The sequence below is a fragment of the Dyadobacter sp. AC419 genome (assembly GCF_979253085.1).
Map to the genome: position 1 here is coordinate 221013 of NZ_CEEDCD010000024.1, position 22813 is coordinate 243825.

The 22813-nt window shown below is 45.0% G+C and carries 19 protein-coding genes; 11 read left to right on the forward strand and 8 right to left on the reverse strand.

Translation table 11 applies throughout. From position 1 onward, the window contains the following. Positions 1–10 precede the first annotated feature (10 nt). Complete coding sequence (locus tag AC0IYG_RS23290) at positions 11–892, forward strand: Rossmann-fold NAD(P)-binding domain-containing protein (RefSeq protein ID WP_471713464.1); 882 nt, start codon at positions 11–13, stop codon at positions 890–892. A 52-nt stretch (positions 893–944) separates the two neighbouring features. On the opposite strand, the gene AC0IYG_RS23295 is transcribed toward AC0IYG_RS23290, so the two are convergent. From AC0IYG_RS23295 to AC0IYG_RS23305, 3 genes are all read right to left on the reverse strand, one after another. Continuing rightward, a complete protein-coding gene (locus AC0IYG_RS23295) occupies positions 945–2099 on the reverse strand; it encodes a peroxiredoxin family protein (protein ID WP_471713465.1) in 1155 nt (384 codons plus the stop codon). Positions 2100–2128: 29 nt separating this feature from the next. After that, positions 2129–3625 (reverse strand): Asp-tRNA(Asn)/Glu-tRNA(Gln) amidotransferase subunit GatB, encoded by a 1497-nt coding sequence (gene gatB / locus AC0IYG_RS23300; RefSeq protein ID WP_471713466.1) that lies wholly within the window; start codon positions 3623–3625, stop codon positions 2129–2131. 86 nt (positions 3626–3711) lie between these two features. After that, the gene (locus AC0IYG_RS23305; RefSeq protein WP_471713467.1) at positions 3712–4266 is read right to left on the reverse strand and encodes a c-type cytochrome; all 555 of its coding nucleotides are present in this window, start codon (positions 4264–4266) and stop codon (positions 3712–3714) included. A 275-nt stretch (positions 4267–4541) separates the two neighbouring features. Here AC0IYG_RS23305 and rpmG point away from each other — a divergent pair, with 275 nt between their 5' ends. The 5 genes from rpmG (at position 4542) to AC0IYG_RS23330 (ending at position 7962) form a co-directional block, all read left to right on the forward strand. Then, on the forward strand, positions 4542–4724 hold the full coding sequence (rpmG, locus tag AC0IYG_RS23310) for a 50S ribosomal protein L33 (protein WP_026632037.1): 183 nt from the start codon (positions 4542–4544) through the stop codon (positions 4722–4724). A 28-nt stretch (positions 4725–4752) separates the two neighbouring features. Then, a complete protein-coding gene (locus AC0IYG_RS23315) occupies positions 4753–4905 on the forward strand; it encodes a DUF4295 domain-containing protein (RefSeq protein ID WP_015813059.1) in 153 nt (50 codons plus the stop codon). A gap of 109 nt (positions 4906–5014) precedes the next feature. Beyond that, on the forward strand, positions 5015–5977 hold the full coding sequence (ftsY, locus tag AC0IYG_RS23320; RefSeq protein ID WP_471713468.1) for a signal recognition particle-docking protein FtsY: 963 nt from the start codon (positions 5015–5017) through the stop codon (positions 5975–5977). Positions 5978–6102: 125 nt separating this feature from the next. Next, a complete protein-coding gene (rimO, locus tag AC0IYG_RS23325) occupies positions 6103–7413 on the forward strand; it encodes a 30S ribosomal protein S12 methylthiotransferase RimO (RefSeq protein WP_471713469.1) in 1311 nt (436 codons plus the stop codon). 72 nt (positions 7414–7485) lie between these two features. Then, a complete protein-coding gene (locus AC0IYG_RS23330; RefSeq protein WP_471713470.1) occupies positions 7486–7962 on the forward strand; it encodes a DUF4293 domain-containing protein in 477 nt (158 codons plus the stop codon). A gap of 55 nt (positions 7963–8017) precedes the next feature. Here the strand turns inward: AC0IYG_RS23330 and AC0IYG_RS23335 are convergent, their stop codons facing one another. Continuing rightward, complete coding sequence (locus AC0IYG_RS23335) at positions 8018–8992, reverse strand: KpsF/GutQ family sugar-phosphate isomerase (protein ID WP_471713471.1); 975 nt, start codon at positions 8990–8992, stop codon at positions 8018–8020. Positions 8993–9084: 92 nt separating this feature from the next. On the opposite strand from AC0IYG_RS23335, the gene recQ reads away from it, so the two are divergent. The 5 genes from recQ to lhgO all read left to right on the forward strand — a co-directional run bounded on the left by recQ (position 9085) and on the right by lhgO (position 16344). Then, positions 9085–11298, forward strand: a complete 2214-nt coding sequence (gene recQ / locus AC0IYG_RS23340; protein WP_471713472.1) for a DNA helicase RecQ — start codon at positions 9085–9087, stop codon at positions 11296–11298. Between the two features lie 50 nt (positions 11299–11348). Next, positions 11349–12638 (forward strand): phosphoribosylamine--glycine ligase, encoded by a 1290-nt coding sequence (purD, locus tag AC0IYG_RS23345; RefSeq protein WP_471713473.1) that lies wholly within the window; start codon positions 11349–11351, stop codon positions 12636–12638. A gap of 116 nt (positions 12639–12754) precedes the next feature. Beyond that, positions 12755–13849, forward strand: coding sequence for a PSP1 domain-containing protein (locus AC0IYG_RS23350; protein WP_471713474.1), 1095 nt, complete (start codon positions 12755–12757; stop codon positions 13847–13849). 77 nt (positions 13850–13926) lie between these two features. Beyond that, positions 13927–15120, forward strand: a complete 1194-nt coding sequence (locus AC0IYG_RS23355; protein WP_471713475.1) for an anhydro-N-acetylmuramic acid kinase — start codon at positions 13927–13929, stop codon at positions 15118–15120. 24 nt (positions 15121–15144) lie between these two features. Beyond that, complete coding sequence (gene lhgO, locus AC0IYG_RS23360) at positions 15145–16344, forward strand: L-2-hydroxyglutarate oxidase (RefSeq protein ID WP_471713476.1); 1200 nt, start codon at positions 15145–15147, stop codon at positions 16342–16344. 159 nt (positions 16345–16503) lie between these two features. Here the strand turns inward: lhgO and AC0IYG_RS23365 are convergent, their stop codons facing one another. The 4 genes from AC0IYG_RS23365 to AC0IYG_RS23380 form a co-directional block, all read right to left on the reverse strand. Next, complete coding sequence (locus AC0IYG_RS23365; protein WP_471713477.1) at positions 16504–17955, reverse strand: amino acid permease; 1452 nt, start codon at positions 17953–17955, stop codon at positions 16504–16506. Between the two features lie 126 nt (positions 17956–18081). After that, positions 18082–21057 carry a protein translocase subunit SecDF gene (gene secDF / locus AC0IYG_RS23370; protein WP_471713478.1) on the reverse strand — a complete coding sequence of 992 codons (2976 nt, stop codon included), beginning with the start codon at positions 21055–21057 and terminating at the stop codon, positions 18082–18084. Between the two features lie 98 nt (positions 21058–21155). Further along, complete coding sequence (locus AC0IYG_RS23375) at positions 21156–21635, reverse strand: hypothetical protein (protein WP_471713479.1); 480 nt, start codon at positions 21633–21635, stop codon at positions 21156–21158. A 49-nt stretch (positions 21636–21684) separates the two neighbouring features. Continuing rightward, a complete protein-coding gene (locus tag AC0IYG_RS23380; RefSeq protein ID WP_471713480.1) occupies positions 21685–22806 on the reverse strand; it encodes a DmpA family aminopeptidase in 1122 nt (373 codons plus the stop codon). Positions 22807–22813 lie beyond the last annotated feature (7 nt).

The following is a 22813-nucleotide window of genomic DNA, read 5'->3' on the forward strand; positions in this document are numbered from 1 at the left end:
AGCAACTAAAATGATAGATAAAGGCTCAAATTTAGAAAAAAAGCGCATAAGCATTCTGGGATGCGGCTGGCTGGGATTTCCATTAGCTCAACGTCTGCGCGAAGAACATATTACATCGGCTATAAAAGGAAGCACAACCTCCGAAAACAAGATTGCAATGTTTGCAGAAAAGGGAATCGAGGGCTATTTGCTGCCATTAACTCCCGATTTTGAGGTTGAACAAAGTGTTTTGCAATCTTTCTTTGAAGCGGACATGCTAGTCATTTCCCTTCCGCCGCGATTGAGTAAAAATGAACCGGGATTTTATCAGCAACAGATTGCAGCAGTCGTTGAACAAGTAAAAAAGTCTCCGATTAAAGATCTCATTTTTATCAGTTCAACGGGCATTTATCCAGAACTAAACCGCATTGTTGTCGAGGCTGATGTTATAACGCCAGAGCAATCTGCGTCTCCGGACATGGTGGAAGCTGAAAATTTGCTGCAAGCATTACGGCCCGGACGGAATGTCAGCATTTTGAGGCTCGGCGGTTTGCTGGGTTATACTCGCATTCCGGGAAAATATGTGCAGGGTAAAAAAGACATGGATACGGGCTCAATTCCAGTCAATTACATTCACCGGGACGACGCTGCGGAAATGATTCTTACGGTTCTGAAAGCGGGTGTTTTGAATGAGACATTCAACATTGTGGCGCCCGTGCACACCACGCGACGGGAAGTGTATGAAGCGTCTTGCGCGCAATTCGGCTGGGAAGCACCAACATTCGCTGATTCCGCTGAGAAGCCGGATTTCAAGATTATTTCAGCTGAGAAATTCAGCCAGCATTATCAATACGATTTCAGATTTCCCGATCCCTTGCAATTCTTTTACAGTCTGGAAGATCAGGGTGCATAAAAAAAATCCGCAGAACAGATCCTGCGGATTTTTAACTACATCTAATCTATTATCATTGTGCGCCCAGCAATTCGGTAAGCTTGCTTTCCAATGCCGGCCCGCGTAAGTTCTTGGCGATGATTTTCCCGTCCTTATCAATCAGGAATGTTGCTGGAATTGCATTTACGCCATAACTCTGCGCAACGCCCGAATTCCATTTTTTCAGTTCTGATCCGTGCTGCCATTTCAATTTATCGCGCTCGATTGCCGTTTTCCAGGCTTTTTCGTTATCGTCAAGTGAAACGCCGTAAATGTCAAATCCTTTGTCCTTAAACTTGTCATACATCCGCACAACATTCGGGTTTTCCATCCGGCAAGGTCCGCACCAAGAAGCCCAGAAGTCGATCAGAACAAATTTTCCACGCAAAGATGACAATGCAACCGGCTTTCCTTCCGGACTATTCAATGTAAAATCAGGCGCTTGCTGTCCTACTGCAACGCCTGCAATCCTCTTAATTTGACCAATAAAACCTTTTGCTAATGTTGGCGTAGGCTGCACTTTTTCGTAGTCGTCCGCCAGCTTTTTCAAAACTTCAAGGTCCGTATCCGGACTTAAAAAGTTGTTTGCTGTAAAAAGTGCAACCAATGATGTTCCCATTTCTGGCAAAAGCTTCTTGATCACGTCTAAACGCTCTTGATCTGCTTTGGCAAAATTCTGCTGCACTTCCTGGATTTTCTTCGCGTCCTTTTTCTCCTCTGCTTTGGCATATTCCTCATTCCAACCCGTCACCTTGGCCGCGAAAGACCGCATCAGCTTGTCTATCTGATCGTAATATTCCATGTTTTTAGAACCGGTGATCTCAGCGTTACCGCCATTTCCTTTCTCGTCTCTCGGCGTTCCATCGGCAACAACATTGAATGTTTCACCACCTTCCACAAGAAGAGTCACTTTTTGACGATCGGCAATGTTGATTGCGAAAAAGCTGCCTCTATCGTTTTCAACGCCTTTTAATGCAAACGAACCGTCAGCTCCAAGCTGCGTAGAATCGAGCTTTATTGAAGATCCTCCGGCTGTCGCGCGAAGCAATGTTACTTTCTCACCTTTTGCACCATTTTTCACCTTGCCTTTTACTGAAAAATCTTTCGGAGCAAGTTGCTGCGCGTGCGCCTGAATGCTGAAAAAAGCAATGCTTAATATAAAAATACCTTGTCTGACAATTCCTTTCATAACCTGCTCTATTGCTTTGTTAGGTGTATTTATCCGAGTTTTGTGGTCAGTAACTGACTGACAAGCTTTGGATCGGCGGTGTTATTTGATTTTTTCATCACCTCGCCAACGAAAAGTCCCAATAGGCCTTTTTTCCCTTTTTTGAAAGCGGCCACCTTGTCAGGCATTGCGTTAATTACCTCATCTACCAACGATTCAAGCTCATTTGTATTGCTGTTTTGCAGCCAGTTATTTGCTGCTGCAATGTCTTTGGGATCACGCTGTGGCTCAGCCAAAAGCACTGGAAAAATCTTTTGCGTGGCAACAGAATTGCTCACCGTATCCGACTCAACCAGATCAATTAACGCAGCCAGATTTTCAGGGCTTATCGGAAAATGCTCAATGTTGCCTTCATGCTCATTTAAATAAGACTTAACCGGGCCCATTAACCAGTTTGAAGCCGCTTTATAAGCAGAAGTTTTGGCACAGACTGCTTCAAAATAAGCCGCAATTTCGCGTGTGTCCGTAAGCACAGCCGCGTCATAAGCCGGAATGCCATATTGATTCACAAACTTTTCGCGCAATTCATGCGGCAAGGCGGGCATGGACGCTTTTATACTTTCAAGCCATTCGTCAGAAACCACAACCGGACTCAAATCCGGATCGGGGAAATAGCGGTAGTCGTTCATCGTTTCCTTTACGCGCATCCCGTAAGTCTGCCCGGTTTCTACGTCGAACATGCGCGTTTCCTGCTGGATTGCCTGCTCATTTTCCAACATTGCGACCTGCCTTTTTTCCTCAAAACTAATCGCCCGCATCATATTCCGGATCGAGTTCATGTTCTTGATCTCGACTTTTGTGCCCAACTTTTCCGCTCCTTTTTTCCGTAACGAAACATTCACATCGCAGCGCAACGAGCCTTCTTCCATATTGCCATCGCTAATGTGCAGATAGCGAACCAAACGGCGGATTTCTGTTACAAAAGCACCCGTTTCCTCAGCAGAACGCAGATCCGGTTCTGAAACCATTTCCACCAACGGCGTTCCGGCGCGGTTATAATCCAGCAATGTTTCGGTGACGCTGCCATCATGAACGGATTTCCCTGCGTCCTCTTCCAAATGAATGTGGTGAAAGCGGATCACTTTTTCAGTCATTTTGCCTTCTTCATTCTTCACAGAAATCGTCACACCGCCGTTTTCACAAATCGGCTTTTTGTCCTGAGAAATCTGATAACCCTTTGGAAGATCCGGATAGAAATAATTTTTGCGGTCAAAAATCGTCCTGCGGCTAATCGAACAGCCAGATGCCAATCCCAAACGAATCGCATACTCAACCGCTTTCTTATTGATCTTCGGCAATGTTCCCGGCAACGCAAGCGTAAGCGGGCCAATATTCGTATTAGGTTCCGCACCAAATAGGTTGCGGTCCTGGGCAAAAAGTTTCGATTCTGTCAATAGCTGACAATGCACTTCAAGCCCGATTACAGTTTCATATTGGGCCAGAAGTTCGTCCGTGATGTCGGCAGGTTGCAGTGCGTTTTGAGTCATATTATATTACAAATGCTTTCGCAAAGATACAAATACGGGCCGTCCATAGCATGAACGGCCCGTATTTTCTAAATGTCAGCTTACTATTATAAAGAGTTGATCCAGTTGGCGATCGTAACGATATCACCTTTTGGAACGTGGCCCATAGGCGCCATCGGAGGATAACCAGGCCAATGTTCCGGTTTTGGAGCGTGAACCAGTTCCACGATCTGGTCAGCAGTATATTTTTTCTTTGCAACTTCCGCATAAGCCGGCCCGATCACCTTGTCATAAGGCTGGTGGCAAGCTAGACAAGCATGTTTGTTAAGCAATGCTGAAACGTCCGCCGGAACTGGCTTGCGTTTAGGCGCTGCCGCCGGTGCTGCTGCCGCCGGTGCCGCAGTGGCTGCTGTATCACCCGCTGGCGCTGCTTTTCCTGAATCTCCGGCAGCTGGTGCCGAAGCCGGTGCTGCTGCCTGGGCAGGTGCAGGTTGATTTTTTCTTTCGTTTTGTAATGTTACAAGCGCTGTTTCCTCTCTGGATTTGCTGCCTGATCCATAATAATGATCGTATTTATCCTTGTCTTCCTGAGAGGAGCAGCCGATGAGTAGTGAAACCGCCAGCGCAACAAGCGCCAAAGGGGTACTTTTTTTAAGAGTCATTGTTTTTAAATTAAGAATTTCCGCCAGAATAAGGATTTGCAAAATAAATCGCACACGAAGAAAGTAAGTTTGCGCTAGATTTCCTTCAAATTTAAGACAGAAATTGGAAGCAAGATGACTGTAAGCGTAACTTATTTATCTGCACACCAAGATTTTAATGTCACGGGACGCAAATAAAATTTTTCAAAAATTACACTAAATTTATAAATGAGCATTGTGAATAAAACTAAATGTTATTACTTTTGCAGTCCTATTTGTAAAAACGATGTAAAGCAATGGCTAAGAAAGGTAATAGAGTACAGGTTATATTGGAATGCACAGAACAAAAAGATAGTGGTGTTCCTGGAATGTCACGTTATGTGACTACAAAGAATCGGAAAAATACGCCTGGCCGTATGGAATTGAAAAAATTCAATTCATTCCTGAGACGCTATACAGTCCACAAAGAAATTAAATAAGTTATTTAACTTTAAAAGATATACAGACATGGCAAAGAAAGTAGTTGCTACCCTGAAAAAAGAAGGCGGAAAAGCTTTCGCTAAGGTTATTAAGGCTGTAAAATCTCCTAAAACAGGAGCTTACACCTTCAAAGAAGAAATCGTTCCTTTGGACGGTGTTCAAGGTGCCCTGAAAAACTAAGTTGTTCAGGTTGCGATATTGAGTTTTTTAAAAAGTCCCTTTTGGGACTTTTTTTGTTTTATTTTTGAGCGCACTTACACGATTCAGATCTTATTACATTCACACCGATATGAGCTTATTTGGTTTTTTTTCAAAAGAGAAAAAAGAAACATTAGATAAAGGCCTGGAAAAAACCAAAGACAGTTTCTTTGGGAAACTCTCCCGCGCCATTGTTGGCAAAACCACTATTGACGAAGATGTTCTGGATGAACTGGAAGACATTCTCGTAAGCTCGGATGTAGGCGTTGAAACCACTGTAAAGGTCATTAAGCGCATTGAAGAGCGTGTTGCAAGAGATAAATACGCTACAACTGCCGAGCTTGACGGCATTCTGCGCGAGGAGATTGCTGCATTGCTTACCGAAAATAAATCGGTTGATATCAAAGACAGCTTCGAAACGGAGCATTTGCCCAAACCCTTTGTCATAATGGTTGTGGGTGTCAATGGCGTTGGAAAAACGACTACGATTGGGAAGCTGGCGCATCAGTTTCATCAGCGCGGTCATAAAGTCGTGCTGGGAGCCGCTGACACATTTCGCGCGGCAGCGGTGGACCAGCTCAAACTTTGGGGAAAACGCGTGGACGTCCCGGTTATCGACCACGGAATGAACACCGATCCCTCTGCGGTGGCTTATGACGCATTGAAAAAGGGAATGGAAACAGGCGCCGATGTCATCATTATCGACACAGCCGGACGTTTGCACACGAAAGTGAACCTGATGAACGAGCTTTCGAAGATCAAACGCGTCATGCAGAAGATCATCCCCGATTCGCCGCACGAAGTTTTACTTGTTCTCGATGGCAGCACAGGTCAGAATGCTGTTATTCAAGCCAGAGAATTTACCAAAGTCACTGAGATTACTGCATTAGCCATCACCAAACTGGACGGAACAGCCAAAGGGGGAGTCGTAATCGGGATTTCCGACGAATTCAAGATCCCCGTAAAATACATCGGCGTAGGAGAAAAAATGGACGACCTCCAAGTTTTTGATCGCAGCGAGTTTGTTGATTCTTTGTTTAAGAAGATTGGCTGAGCAACAAATTTTTTCCGAACTTTGCACCCCGTTTCGCCGTTCATTATCAGTCACTTTCATATAGTCAGGGGCTGCATATCAATTCTCACTTAAAGCTAAAAGCCTTGCGTTGATAGCTAAAACCAATGAAAACCAAAGGAATAGTTAAGAATAAAGTCAATATTGTTACGCTGGGTTGTTCTAAAAACCTGGTGGATTCAGAAGTGCTTTATACACAGCTCAAAGGCAATGGATTTACCGTTGACCACGAGTCAAAGAAAGACGATTCGCAGATTGTTGTGATCAACACTTGCGGATTTATCGATAATGCGAAGGAAGAATCTATCAATACAATCCTGCGCTATGCCGACGCAAAAGCAGCCGGAATGGTGGATAAAGTTTATGTTACGGGCTGTTTGTCACATCGTTACAAAGACGAGCTTTCTGTGGAAATCCCAACCGTTGACGCCTGGTTCGGAACCAATGAACTTCCCCGCCTTCTCAAAACATTAAAAGCCGATTACAAGCACGAACTCGTTGGCGAGCGCTTGCTGACCACGCCCACGCATTACGCTTACCTGAAAATCGCCGAGGGATGCGATCGCCCATGCAGCTTTTGCGCGATCCCCATTATGCGCGGCGGCCACGTTTCGCGCTCCATTGAAGAGCTTGTAAAAGAAGCGAAATCCCTGGCAAAACGCGGCACTAAGGAACTGATCCTCATTGCACAAGACTTGACTTACTACGGTCTTGATATTTATAAAAAAAGAAACCTTTCTGACCTCCTTGCTCAACTTTCGGATGTGGAAGGCATCGAGTGGATCAGGTTGCAATATGCTTATCCGGCTGGATTCCCGATGGACATTCTGGACGTGATGAACGAGCGCAGCAACATTTGCAAATATCTCGATATGCCTTTGCAAACGGGTTCTACTGAGATTTTGAAATCGATGCGACGCGGCATTACGCGCGAAAAAACAGAAGCATTGATAGAAACGATCCGCGCGAAAGTCCCGGACATTACATTAAGAACGACATTAATCGTCGGTCACCCGGGAGAAACGGAAGCATTGTTTGACGAGACTTACGATTTTGTTGAAAAAATGCGTTTCGATCGTTTAGGAGCATTCCAATATTCACACGAGGATAACACGCATTCATACACAATGCCGGACGACATTCCTGCTGAAATCAAGCAAGAGCGTGCAGATGCGATTATGGAGCTGCAACAAGGCATTTCTTATGAATTGAACCAGCAGAAAATCGGAAATACTTATAAAGTCCTTTTCGATCGCAAAGAAGGAGGACATTTTATCGGCCGCACGGAATTTGATTCGCCGGAAGTGGATAATGAAGTGCTTGTGCCAGCCAGCCAATATGTGCGTTTGGGCGATTTTGCCAATGTTAAGATCACTTCGGCTGAGGAATTTGACTTGTACGGATCGGTTATTTCCTGATAACGCTTTCCGTCTCATTTTGTCTTTATTACATTTGCGGCTTATTCTGAATAAGCTCAATACTAAAAAAATATGTTACAACGTATTCAAACCATTTTTCTAGCCCTTACCGTAGTTGGAATGGGAATATTTCTTGCTTTCCCTATCTGGACGAAAGTCGCAACAGCCGGTGAGGAAAGAGCCGATCTGACAGCGATCAAGCTTACGCACCAGGCTAATGCGGTTCAGGCCAATGTTCAGCCAGTTTATTATCTCATTATTCTGGCCATTCTTGTTGCGGCAATTGCGGCATATGCCATTATCCAATTCAAAAACAGGGTTTTGCAATCAGCACTTTGCGCAGTGAATTCCATTCTGATGACCATCATTATGGGACTTGTGATCTACTTCACATTTTACAAAACCGCAAAGCTTTTTGATCCAAACCTCCCAGGAAGCTACGAAATTGGGTTTTATGGGTTAGTAGGCGCAATGTTAGCCAATGTGTTCGCGAATCGCTTTATCAGAAAAGATGAGCGTGAAGTGCAGCAGTCGAAGAGATTTAGATAAAAGGGGTTTTTACTTAAAAGAGAGCATTAATGATCGAGCATCGTTAATGCTTTTTTTATACCAAGCCTTCCCGCAAAAGGTCATGCAAATGCACAAAGCCAAGGATCGCATCGTCTTCCACAACGACAACCTGCGTAATGCTTTTGGATTGCATCAGTTCGAGAGCCTTTACAGCATATTCGTCTGGTGAAACGGAAATGGGCGACTTTGTCATAATGTCGCGGGCTTTTAAATGCAAAATATCGCCGCCATCGTGTTGCTTTAACATTCGCCGTAAATCGCCATCGGTGATAATGCCGGCCATTTTTCCATCAGCATTATTAACAGCCGTTGCACCCAGCCTTTTGGAAGTCATTTCTAATATAATTTCCTGCAAACCAGCATCTTCTAACACAACCGGCAATGCATTGTGCGGGTAAATGTCGCAGATTTTGAGGTAAAGCCTTTTACCCAAAGCACCGCCCGGATGGAATTTGGCAAAATCATCGTGTGTAAATCCCCTCGCTTCCAATAAACAAATGGCCAGCGCGTCACCCAATGCCATAGTCACGGAAGTGCTTGTCGTAGGCGCAAGATTCAGTGGATCAGCTTCTTCGGGAGCGTGAGCGTGCAGGATGTGATCTGCATTTTTGGCCAGATAAGAATCCTTGTTGCTCACCATTGCGATCATTGTCACGCCGGTCCTTTTTAACAGCGGGATAAGCACCTTAATTTCAGCTGTATCGCCGCTCCGGGAGATCACAATGACCACGTCATTATCCTGAATCATGCCGAGATCGCCATGAATTGCGTCGGCAGCATGCATGAACAATGCGGGTGTTCCGGTGGAGTTGAGTGTGGCTACGATTTTTTGTCCCACAATCGCACTTTTACCTACGCCAGACACCACTACGCGACCTCCGCAGTTGATTATGGCATATACGCAGTTTTCAAATTCTTCATCAATCAATCCGATCAGATTATGCAATGCTTCGGCCTCTTGCCGCAACACTTCTTTTGCTATTGACTGAATATTTTTTATTAATTTCAAATCTGAAACACAGTTTTATTGGGAACCAATGGGATTTTCACTTTCAAAAGCAAAGATATAGAAGTTTGGGATAACCATTTTGTTAACAGAGTATGGTAAAGAATGTTGATGCAGTCGTTTTAGACACGTTAAAAGAAAGGCTAAAAGAAATTTTTGGATACAGTCAGTTCCGGGGTGAGCAAGAAGTTATCATTCAAAACATCCTTCTTGGTAAGAATACTTTTGTGATTATGCCCACCGGAGCGGGAAAATCACTTTGCTATCAATTGCCTGCTCTTGTCAGCGATGGCCTTACCATCGTTATATCGCCGCTTATTGCATTAATGAAAAATCAGGTCGACCAGTTGACCGCTTTCGGCATCAATGCTCAGTTTCTCAATTCTACGCTTACCAAATCCGAAATGAACCGGGTGAAAAGCGATGCCTTAGACGGAAGTCTAAAATTGCTTTACATTGCTCCTGAGTCACTTACGAAAGAAGATAACCTCGACTTCCTTAAAAGAGTAAAAATATCATTCGTCGCCATTGATGAGGCACATTGTATCTCGGAATGGGGCCACGATTTCAGACCGGAATATCGCCGCATTTATGGCATTATCGAAAATATAGGCAGACTTCCCATTATCGCGCTTACGGCCACTGCAACGCCTAAAGTGCAGCAGGACATTCGCAAAAACCTGCAAATGGAGGAAGCTGAAACATTCAAATCTTCATTTAACCGGAAAAACCTTTACTACGAGATTCGTCCGAAAAAAGACGTTAAAAAGCAACTGATCCGCTACGTTCGCAACAATAAGGGCAAATCTGGGATCGTGTATTGCCTGAGCAGAAAGACGGTTGAAGAAGTGGCTGAACTGCTTACGGTTAACGACGTTCGTGCATTACCGTATCATGCCGGTTTGGACAGCAACACGCGCATGGCCAACCAGGATGCGTTCCTGAATGAAGAAGCAGATGTGATCGTTGCAACCATTGCATTCGGGATGGGAATTGACAAGCCGGACGTTCGTTTTGTGATCCATTATGATGTTCCAAAATCATTGGAGGGTTATTATCAGGAAACAGGACGGGCCGGACGGGATGGTTTGGAAGGAAATTGCCTCATGTTTTACAGCTATGAAGACATTCAGAAGCTGGAAAAATTCAATAAAGACAAGACGGTCACCGAACGCGATAATGCACGCCATTTGCTGAATGAAATGGTGGCTTACTCAACATTAGGCGTTTGCCGGAGAAGACAATTGCTAAGCTATTTCGGAGAATATCTTGAAAAAGACTGCGGCTTCTGCGATAACTGCATTAAGCCGACCGAAAAGACAAAGGTTCAGGACGGCGTAATTTTGGTTTTAAGAGCCGTTCACCTTACCGAACAGCGATTCGATTGCGAGCATATTGCGGATGTTCTTACGGCCACTGAAAATCAATATGTGAAAAGCTACGAGCACGACCAGCTCGATGTGTATGGCAAAGGGTTAGAAATCAACGAATCCCGCGAATACTGGATTTCAACGATCCGTCAGCTCGTGATTTTCAATTATCTGGAAAAAGACATTGAAAACTATGGCGTCATTCGATTGGGCGAAAAAGGCACCAATTACCTGAATGATCCTTACCCGGTTACGCTTCACAAAGACCATAATTTTGACGAAGAAGAAGTAAAACCCGAAGACGACGACAAGGATGCAGCAGCCGGAGGCGGAAGTGCGCATGCTTATGATGAGGCACTTTTGGGGATGCTCAAAGCACTTCGTAAAAAGGTTGCAAAGGAGAAAAACCTGCCTCCTTACGTTATTTTCCAGGATCCGTCTTTGGAAGAAATGGCAACGACTTACCCGACTACTCAACAGGAAATGGCGCAGATCAACGGCGTCGGAATGGGTAAAGTCCAGAAATTCGGCCGTCAGTTCATTGACCTGATCACGCGTTATGTTGAAGAAAACGAGATTGAGACTGCCAAGGATGTTGTTATTAAATCGACAGTCAATAAATCGAAAATAAAGATATTTATCATTCAGCAGGTTGACCGCAAGGTGAGTCTGGATGAAATCGCAGAAGTTAAAGACCTGGCCCTCGCCGACGTTATTGAAGAAGTTGAACATATCTGCTATTCCGGAACGAAGCTTAACCTGGATTACTATATAAATCAGGTGATTGACCGTGAAAGACAGCAGGATATTTACGACTATTTCATGACCGCTGAAACGGATAATATAGCCGCCGCGTTAGGTGAATTTGCCAACGACGAGATCAGCGAAGAAGAATTGCGGCTTATGCGCATCAAGTTTTTATCGGAATTGGCGAATTAACAAGCCGGAAAAACTTGTTATCAGTGTTTTAGTGAAACAATTAACCTTTTATGAACATACTTATATTGGGATCAGGCGGAAGAGAACATGCCTTTGCCTGGAAAATAGCCCAAAGCCCTCTTTGTGACAGTTTATATGTGGCACCCGGCAATGCTGGAACTGCCGGAATTGCAACGAACCTCTCTATATCTTACAATGACTTCGATGCTATCGCGAATGCGGTGCTCGAAAACAAAATTGAATTGGTCATCGTCGGCCCCGAAGAACCGCTGGTGAACGGAATTGTTGATTATTTCGAATCAAGGGATGATTTATCAAAAATAAAGATCATTGGCCCAAATAAAGCAGGAGCTCAGCTGGAAGGAAGTAAGGATTTCTCCAAACAATTCATGCAGAAATACGGCATTCCTACCGCTGCTTCAAAGACATTCACTGCTGAGACATTGGAACAAGGCCTCGAATATTTGGAAGCACAACCGCTGCCGATTGTTTTGAAGGCCGATGGATTAGCCGCCGGAAAAGGCGTTATCATTGCTGAAAAGCATCTGGAAGCCGAAACCGCATTTAAAGAAATGCTTTTAGACCATAAATTCGGCGATGCTGGAAACAAAGTTGTGGTCGAACAATTTCTGAAAGGGATAGAATTATCCGTATTTGTCCTTTCAGATGGAGAGCATTATAAAATATTACCCGAAGCAAAAGATTACAAACGAATTGGGGAAAACGATACTGGACTAAATACCGGTGGAATGGGCGCCGTTTCGCCAGTTGCATTTGCCGATGCCAATTTTCTTAAAAAAGTTGATGAAAAAGTGGTTAAGCCCACATTGCACGGCTTGAAAAGCGAAGGCATCAAATATGTCGGCTTTATTTTTATCGGCTTAATGAACATAAAAGGGGAGCCTTTTGTGATCGAATACAATGTAAGAATGGGTGATCCGGAAACGGAAGTTGTTATTCCGCGGATACAGTCCGATTTTGCTATGCTCATGGCCTCGACGGCGAAGGGAACTTTGAATGATTTCGAATTACAAATCTCCCCGCAGGTGGCCGTGACGACCGTGGTTGTGTCAGGAGGTTATCCAGGAGATTATGAAAAAGGAAAGGTAATTTCCGGCAGCCAAAAAGTAGAAGATGTGTTTTTATACCACGCGGGCACTACTTTCAATGGAAACACCGAAGTTGTGACAAATGGAGGAAGGGTTATGGCGCTTACGGGCCTTGCCAATTCCCTTGAAAATGCGGTTCATAAATCGCAGCGCGCCGCACAGGCTGTGCAATTCGAGGGTAAATATTTCCGTCATGACATCGGTGTGGATTTAATACGTTATAACGATTGATGATATGAGTAACTATGGGATGTGGATCATGTTCATCCGGGGGATGCGGTACTAGTGGATCGGCAGTCTCCGGATGTGGAAGTAATGGAACCTGTGGAACAGGCGGATGTAATAAAATGAATGTCTTCGATTGGCTGAGTCACATGGATGTGCCTGTTAGCCAGCGCTTTGATGTCGTAGAAGTTAAGTTCAAAGGAGGAAGAAAAGAGTATTTCAGAAATATAAATCAGCTGGAATTTATCACCGGCGACTATGTTGTTTGCGAAATGGCCTCTGGCCAGCATATCGGGACAATCTCACTGCAAGGAGAACTTGTAAGGCTGCAAATGAAGCGTAAAAGCGTGGTTATCAATGATGACATGCACGTCATTTACCGCGTAGCAACTGAAAAGGACCTCGATAAGCATACGCAGGCAATGGCGCGTGAAATGCCAACATTGTATCGCACGCGTGAGATCATTCGCGAAATGAAGCTTAATATGAAGCTCTCGGATGTGGAATTTCAGTCTGATAATACGAAAACAACATTCTATTATTCTTCCGAAGAACGTGTCGATTTTCGTGAGCTGATCAAATCATTGGCTTCGGAATTCAAGGTTAGGATTGAAATGCGGCAGATCAGTCTGCGTCAGGAAGCGAGCCGCTTAGGCGGATTGGGTTCTTGCGGGCGCGAATTATGCTGCTCGACCTGGCTTACGGATTTCAAAAATATATCAACGGCGGCAGCGCGTTACCAAAACCTGTCATTGAATCCTGCAAAACTTTCAGGGCAATGCGGGCGGTTGAAATGCTGTCTGAATTACGAGCTCGAAACTTACATTGATGCTTTACGGGACATTCCAACCGTGGATGTGCCATTGAAGACCAAAAAAGGCGTGGCTGTTTTGCAGAAAACAGACATTTTCAAAAAGATCATGTGGTTTGGTTTTGATAAAGACACAAACTGGTATCCGGTGGCGATCAGTAAAGTGTTGGAAATTATGGAGCTTAACAAGAAGGATATCATTCCGGAATCATTGGAAATCCTTACGCCGCAAGCTGAAAAAACTGCTGTTGACCGGGCGCCTGGAAAGATCAACAGCGATCTGGAAAACCTCGATAAAAAATACAGCGAGGAGCAAAAGAAGAAGAAAAAGAAAAAAAGCAGGTCTGGTAAAAACAAGAACAATGCTAACAAACCGCAAGCTTCTTCTCCCCAGAAAACTGACTAAAATGCTGATAGATTTTTAACCGGAAGGAAGTCAAGACTAACTTAGCGCTTGACTTCCTTTTTTTACGCATGCCGCCTATGAAAAAGCATATCGAGCATCTTTATGAATTGTCAGGCAAACCATCGCGCCGGATCATTGGACTCATGTCAGGCACTTCCCTCGACGGATTGGACATTGCAGTTTGCCACATCGAAGGCAACGGCACGGACACGGTTCTGGAACTGGAATATTTCACAACGGTCCCTTACACAGACGATTTCCGCAACGAAATTCTTCAAATATTCGCCAAAAGGCAGATAGATTTTCAACAGCTTTGCTTGCTGAATCCCTACATTGGATTGACGCACGGACGCATGATCCTGGATACGCTTCAAGCGTGGGATATTGCTCCTGAATACATTGATCTGATTGCCAGCCACGGACAAACGGTTTTCCACGCACCAAAAAAACAGCATAGAATTCCGGGCTTTCCCAATGCAACATTACAAATTGGTGACGGCGATCACATTGCCATGAGCACAGGCATTACTACTGTAAGTGATTTCAGGCAAAAACACATTGCGGCAGGCGGAGAAGGTGCTCCACTGGCGGTTTATGGCGATCATTATCTGTTTTCCAAAGCAGGTGAAAACAGGGTTTTGCTGAACATGGGCGGCATTGCCAACTTCACTTTCCTACCGGGGAATCTGGATACAAAAACAATTTTCACAACCGATACGGGCCCAGGAAACACATTGCTCGATGCATATACAAAGCGCTTTTTTCACAAACCTTACGATGACAAAGGCGCGATTGCGGCCAGCGGGAAAGTAAATGATACATTGCTGCAAGCCTTAAAGGCATTTCCATTCTTTAAAGCGCCCTTCCCTAAAACCACGGGACCGGAGGTTTTCAATTTTGATTATGTTGAGTCAGCCATTCAGCAATCCAAGCTGATTTCGCTTTCAAGGCAGGATATCATTGCCACGTTAACGCAGCTGAGCGCAGAAACGATTGCAGACGCTATTCGTAGCGTGATGGATTCCGACAGCGCGTATGCTATTTATGCGAGCGGAGGCGGAGCGCATAATCCGATTTTAATGCAGGCCATTTCCGCAGCATTAAACCGCCCGGTTAGGCGAATCGATGAGCTTGGAATTTCAGGCGATGCGAAAGAAGCTGTTCTGTTTGCTGTTCTGGCTAATGAAGCCATTGCCGGCGAATCCATGCATTTCGGAGAAAAAGACGGTGTGCCGGGTGTATCGATGGGGAAAATCTCATTTCCCGGTTAACTAAAATTAGTAATTAAGAATTCAATGTACGACATCACCATTATCGGCGGAGGCATAGTCGGCCTGGCCACGGCGCTGAGGATCAAACAGCAACGCCCTTCGCTTAAATTACTGCTTCTTGAAAAGGAAAATGAAGTTGCCAAACATCAAACCGGGCATAACAGTGGTGTTATCCACTCAGGACTTTACTACAAACCGGGCAGCCTGAAAGCCACCAATTGCATTCGCGGTTATCAGATGCTGATCGATTTCTGTAATCGGGAAGGTGTGCATTATGACCTTTGCGGTAAAATTGTCGTTGCTACGAGCGAGGAACAAAGGCCGTTGTTACGCAATCTTTTTGAACGCGGCATTCAGAATGGTTTGGTCGAAAATAAGATGATTTCTCAGGCTGAAATCCGTGAAATTGAGCCGCATGTAAAAGGCTTGGAAGGCATTTGGGTGCCTTATACGGGCATTATTGACTATAAAACCGTTTCGGAAAAATATGCGGAATGCCTGCAAAAGCTCGATGGAGAAATCCGGTTCGGTGAAAAAGTGACTGACATTAAAAACCGCAACACACATTCAGAAGTTGTGTCAGCGACCGGCAAAATATTTGAAACAAAATTAGTTGTGAACTGCGCAGGTTTGTACTCCGACAAAGTTGCGCAATTGACGCAGCCGGAAGACATTAAAGTGCGCATTATCCCTTTCCGGGGCGAATATTATAAGATCAAACCTGAGAAGCATTATTTGGTTAAAAACCTGATTTATCCGGTTCCGGATCCTAATTTCCCGTTCCTGGGGGTGCATTTCACCAGAATGATTGAAGGCGGCGTGGAAGCGGGTCCTAATGCCGTGTTTGCATTTCGTCGGGAAGGTTATGATAAGCTCGACTTCAATGTTCCTGAACTAATGGAATCATTGGCGTGGCCTGGATTCAGAAAAGTGGCCATGAAATATTGGAAAACAGGCATGGGCGAATATTACAGATCATTCTCGAAGGCCGCATTCACAAAGGCATTACAAGGCCTTATTCCCGAAATTCAGAGTGAAGATCTGATTCCGGGAGGCGCAGGAGTTCGTGCGCAGGCATGTGATTACGACGGCGGCTTGCTCGATGATTTCTCGATCATTGAAAACAAAAATGCCATCAACGTCTGCAATGCGCCATCACCCGCAGCGACATCCTCATTATCCATCGGCCAGACCGTTTCGGAGCGCGTTTTAGCAAGAATATAGCGGCGGTCGGCGGTCGGCGGTCGGCGGTCGGCGGTCGGCGGTCGGCGGTCGGCGGTCGGCGGTCGGCAAAAATAAAAGACCCTGCTTTCGTTTCGAGAGCAGGGTCTTTTTATTATTTTATGAAATGGACGGCCGACAACTGATCGCCGACAGCCAAACCTATTCTTTCCCTAACTTACTGTGTTTCTTGCCGTAGCCAAAGTAAACCGCAAGTCCGATTGCCAGCCAGATCGCAAGACGATACCAGCTTTCAATAGGCAAAGAATACATTAAATAAAGACATACAACGATTCCCATAATTGGCACAAAAGGAACCAATGGTGTGCGGAATGAGCGTTGCAGATCCGGTCTTTTCACACGTAGCATCCATACGCCTACGCATACGAGGCAGAATGCGAAAAGTGTCCCGATACTCACCATATGGCCCAAATCACTTACAGGAACAAATCCGGCAAAGATGCTTACAAAGCCCATGAAGAAAAGATTTGTCTTCCATGGCGTCGAGAATTTAGGATGCACATCGCTGAAAAATTTCGGCAACAGTCCGTCTCTGCTCATGGAATAGAACACACGGCTTTGGCCTAAAAGCATTACCAGCATTACAGACGTGTAACCAGCAAGAATAGCAATGATCAATGCAGTTTGAAGTGAGTCGTAACCTGTTTTGGCAAATGCAGTTGCAGCAGGCTTCGCATCATTGGCAAATTCAGTATATTTTACCAAACCCGTCATTACGTGTGCGAAAAGCACATACAGGATCGTACAAACAACCAATGACCCCAGGATCCCGATCGGCATTCCTTTCTGTGGATTTTTAGCTTCCTGAGCGGCAGTAGAAACCGCATCAAAACCGATAAATGCAAAGAACACAACGGCAGCACCGGTTGCGATACCCGACCAGCCAAAGTTTTCGTATTTTCCTGTATTTTCAGGAATGTATGGGACATAATTTTGTGGATCAATGTAGTTCCAACCCAGGGCAATGAAAATCAAAACCACTGCTACTTTTACCACAACCAACACATTATTCAAAAACGCTGATCCTTGCGTTCCTCTGATGAGTAATAGCGAAAGCAGGGATACAACAATGATGGCAGGCAAATTGATAATGCCGTTGTCGATCACAGTCCCGTCGCTCAATTTAACAACTTCAAAGGGAGAGCAAACAAGTTGAGCAGGAAGATGAATGCCAAATTTGTTTAGAAATTCAAGCAGATAACGCGACCAGCTTACTGAAACAGTTGCAGCACCGAGCGCATATTCCAAAACAAGGTCCCAACCGATAATCCAGGCGACGAACTCGCCCATTGTTGCATATGAGTATGTGTAAGCACTTCCTGCGATGGGGATCATGGAAGCAAACTCTGCATAACAAAGTCCTGCAAAGCCGCAGCCCACTGCTGCAAGTATAAATGAAATCGTAACTGCTGGTCCGGAATGTTCAGCAGCGGCGATCCCGGTTAAAGAAAAAAGGCCGGCTCCAATGATCGCGCCGATTCCCAAGGCAACCAAACTGGTTGAGCTAAGTGAGCGCTTTAATTGGTTTCCTTCCCCCGATGATTCAAGTAATAATTTGTCAATAGGCTTTTTGACCCATAGTTGATTTGCCATATAATGCGTTTGTTGTAGTTATATTAACTCGCTATAAACTTAAAGAGAAAATTTGCCTTTTACGTATATAGACAAAATAAAAAGGGGAAAGTACGAAACTTAACCCCTTTTTATTCTAAAATATCTTTACGCTTTAATCTTTTTGCTTCCGGCCGGAGCAGCTGGTTCTGCTACTGCCAATGCAGGCTCTTTCAGCTTTTCACGTTGCAGCAAGTCAACCACGATTGGTGCCGCTACAAATAGAGATGAATACGTTCCGACGATAACCCCAAGAAGCATACAGAATGTAAATCCGCGAATTACGGCGCCTCCGAAGATCATTAACACGATCAAAACAAGGATTACCGAGATACCCGTCACAGCTGTACGGCTCAATGTACTGTTCAAGGCGTTGTTGATTACCGTTGGCAAGCTTTGTCCGCGTGCATTGTCATCTTTCAGGTAATCACGGATACGGTCATAAATTACAACTGTATCGTTCATTGAATAACCGATCATGGTTAGGATGGCACCAATAAATGCCTGATCGATATCCAATGACCATGGCAACCAGCCATTAAATAAAGAGAAGATTGCAAGGATAATGATCACGTCATGCCCAAGTGACACAACCGCACCGTAACTGAAAGCAACTCTTTTGAAACGGATGAAAATGTAAACGAAGTTGGCAGCCAACGCAAGCAGGATCGCATATACAGCAGACCAGAGCGTGTCATTGGCCATTGTAGGGCCTACTTTGTTAGAACTTACAATCTGTGCAGGATTGTTAGGGATCTTTTTAACGCCTTCCAGGATTTTCGATTCTGCTTTCTGATCAGCGTCCGGAGTCGTTTCTTCGATCAGATATGCTGTTGTAATTTTCACCTGATCCTGTCCTCCGAATGTTTTCACCTCCGTAGTTGAACCAAGCACATCATCCATAATCGTTCTCAGATTGTCAGCATCAACAGATTCCTGGAAACGAACCACATAAGTACGGCCTCCTTTGAAGTCAATTCCCAAACCGAAGCCTTTGAAAATGAATGAGCCGATCCCGATTGCAATGATAATTCCTGAGATAATGTAGAAACGGCGACGCTGTGAAACGAAGTCGAAATGATTGTCTTTAAACCAGTTTTTACTCAAACCAGAATAAAAATTGAAGACTTTGCCTTTTTTAATCTGTTGTTCCAGGAACAAACGCGTGATAAAAATTGCGCAGAACAATGAAGTAAGCAAACCAAGAACCAGCGTTGTAGCAAAGCCAAGTACAAGCCCTGTTCCCAATGTATAAAGAATAATACCCGTCAAGAGCGTGGTAACATTGGAGTCAATAATGGCAGTAAGCGAATGTTTGAAACCGTCTCTTACAGCTTGTGCAAATGGCTTGCCTTCTTCCAGCTCAACCTTAATGCCTTCATAAATAAGCACGTTCGCATCCACGGCCATACCAATAGAAAGGACGATACCCGCGATACCAGACAATGTAAGCACCGCTCCCAATGAAGCCATGATTCCAAGCAGGAAGAACAAGTTGATCAGCAACGCAATGTCAGCGATCCAACCGGCTCTGCTATAATAAGCAATCATAAAAATCAAAACGATAAGCAAACCAACAGCAGATGAAATCAAACCGTCGTTAATCGCTTCTGCTCCTAATGAAGAACCTACAACCGCTTCCTCAACAATGTGCGTTGGAGCTGGCAATTTACCCGCTTTCAAGACATTGGACATATCTTTTGTCTCTTCCACAGTGAAGCTTCCCGTAATGCTGGAGTTACCATTTGGAATCTCGCCTTGAACAGTCGGGGCTGTATAAACCAGGTTGTCGATAATGATAGCAACCGGACGGCCAATGCTGCGGGCAGTTAGTGAACGCCATTTGCGCGCGCCTTCGCCATTCATACGCATGGTCACTTCCGGACGGCCGCGTTCGTCGTAATCGTGTGTTGCGTCAACAATCACATCGCCTTCCATTGCAGGCTCGCCATTTTGTTTTTTGATAAAATATAATGGCAGGATCAATTGATTGCTTACACCTTCTGTTCCCTTACGGTCCCACATGAAAACAAGGTCAGCAGGGAATAACGCCTTAACTTCCGGACGGCGCAGGATTTCGCTCGCACGTGCAGTGTCTTTAAGGAAAACGCCCAGGCCTTGTGGCATTGGAACAAACAAGTTGGTCAATGCAGCGCTTTGTGCAGCCAATGCGGAAGAATCGGTTGCAGTTGAGTCAGCTGATTTTTGTGCCAACTGCGCAGCCAGACCGCCATCTGTTTTCTTTGTCGTATCTGTTGAAGCGGCAACTGTTGCGGATGGCTTCGAAGTTGATTTTTTAATTTCCTCTTGTCTTGCAAGATATTTACCCAAACCGTCCAATCCGGCAGCAAGCTCGTTGGTCAGATAAACCTCAGAGAATTCCAATTTCGCAGCACCAGAAAGCAAACGGCGCACACGCTCAGGGTTATCAACGCCAGGAAGCTCCACCAAAATACGGTTTTGACCTGGTAAACGCTGAATGTTAGGGTTCGTTACACCAAATTTGTCAATACGCGCCTGTGTGATCTGAAATGCACGATCGATTGAGCTATTCACCTCAGTGTTAAGCATTTTGATCACATCGCCATCTGATGAGCTGCTGCTAATTTTGCCTCTGTTTGAGCTTGTTGCAAAAAGTGCAGCCAGACTTGAATTTGGAGCAGCTTCTTTATAAGCAGCCGCGAAACGATTGATGAAAGTGCTGTTACTCGCTGTTTTGTCTTCACTTGCTTTCTTCAAAGCATTTTGAAAAGCCAGGCTGCGGGCGTTTCCACCTGCCATTCCTTTCAGGATGTCAGCAGGAGCAACTTCCATCACCACGTGCATACCGCCTTGAAGGTCAAGACCGAGGTTCAATTCACGTTCTGTTACTTCCTGCAAAGTGTGTCCCAGGTAGACATCCTCACGCCACAATGAATCGATATAGCGTTGTTTTTTTGCTACGTCTATTTCTCCTTTTGAGTCAGTTGCATAAGCAACCGCTTTGCTTTTAATGTTGCGCGAAACAAAAGTAAAAGAGAGATAATAGACGCTAATCAGGGCAATCACGATGGTAAGCCCTATAATTCCGTTCTTATTAGCCATTATTATTAGTAAAAAAAATTAAAATGATATTCCAGTAAAATGAAGAAGATTAACCTGATAAGGGTAACCTGAAAGACGATCTGAATGGACAGCACATATCAACGGCTGCAAAGTGCATTGAAGTGCACACACCAGACAGCGAAGATCTGCCGAAAAATTAAGCTTAGGGGGCGTTGGTGACTATAAACCGGCCGAATATCCTGTGAAAATAAGAGAACAGGAAGACTGATTCCTTGAAAACGACCGGAAGAACCGCCTCTTTGGCAACGAAATGCCAGACGGGCTGCGGTAAAAAATGAGAAGTAATGAGAAAAATCAAAGGATAATGCTGGCGTAATGACAGCGTCCAGTGACAATGCGCTCACTTTTGCCTGGCTCGGCTCCGTTGATTGGGAGGACCGTTTTGTTAAATCCTTACCAACCGCTTTTGCATGTGCAACCTGCTTCTGAGCAACATCCGAATGATCCGACCATGTGCGCATGCCAGCAGCCATCAAAAGCATGATGGCAAGCATGAAGCTCATTGTCTGACTGATAACTCTTTGCGCTCTCACTTTTCGAATACAGGTTCTTTTCAAACCGCAAATTTTAATCTAAAAAATTACAAACGCAAGTTATTTTTTTAAGTTACTCTTTTAACCTTCCGTACTTTTTCATAATGAGCAGCACCTGCTCTTTCGGAATCTCATCCACCTTATGCCCTTGGGTTCCTTCGGTTGTAGTTGCCATGAAAAGTGAATTGATAATCGCCTCTTCTGTGGATTCAATGGCAGCGAGGAAAAGCGGCGAAACGGCATCATTATGCAAGTAAGTGGCACTGAATGTAGGCTCAGCGATTTCGTGAAGAGTGCGGTTAGCCGTTGAAAATGCAACGACATAATCGCCGCTTCCGTTGGATGCAATGCCGCCTGTTTGCGCCATGCCCATGAAAACCCTTTTTGCCAGTCGCTTCAAATTTCTGGCATCCAGTGGCGCGTCGGTCGCCACAACCATCATGCAAGATCCGTCAGATGTTTTGTCCAAAGACTCTTTAAATGCAAACTTGCCCAATTCCTCTCCTACCGGCACACCATTCACTTTCAAAACGCCTCCAAAGTTGGTCTGCACCAACACGCCCACTGTGTATCCGCCAAGCTTCGCGGGCAATTTCCTGGAAGCTGTGCCGATGCCTCCTTTCCAGTTAAAACAAACCGTTCCGGTGCCGGCGCCCACATTTCCTTCTGCAACGGGTCCACTTTCTGCTTGCGCCAATGCATTCAAAACATGTTCTTTTCGCACATGCCGGCCGCGGATATCGTTTAAAAACCCATCGTTCGTTTCTCCGACAATCGGGTTTAAAGATCTTACATTTTCGTTACCCATTTGCCCCAATGTCCAGTCGATGATCGCATCGGCAACCGTGGGAACGCTCAATGTGTTGGTCAGCAAAATAGGCGTTTCCATCGTCCCAAGCTCCTCAACCTGCGAATATCCGGTTAGTTTACCAAAACCATTTCCAATGTAAATAGCCGCCGGGACCTTCTGTTGGAACACATTGCCGTCATGCGGAATGATGGCCGTAACGCCCGTGCGGACATCTGCTCCTTCTTTCAATGTCACGTGCCCTACTTTCACGCCGGCAACATCGGTGATGGCATTGAGCGCGCCGGTGGGAAGGATGCCGATTTTTATCCCGAGATCGCGCGGTCTTTTCTGGGCAGAAACGCTTACGGAGAACAGACAGAGAAGGATCAGTATAATTTGTTTCATAGCAAGG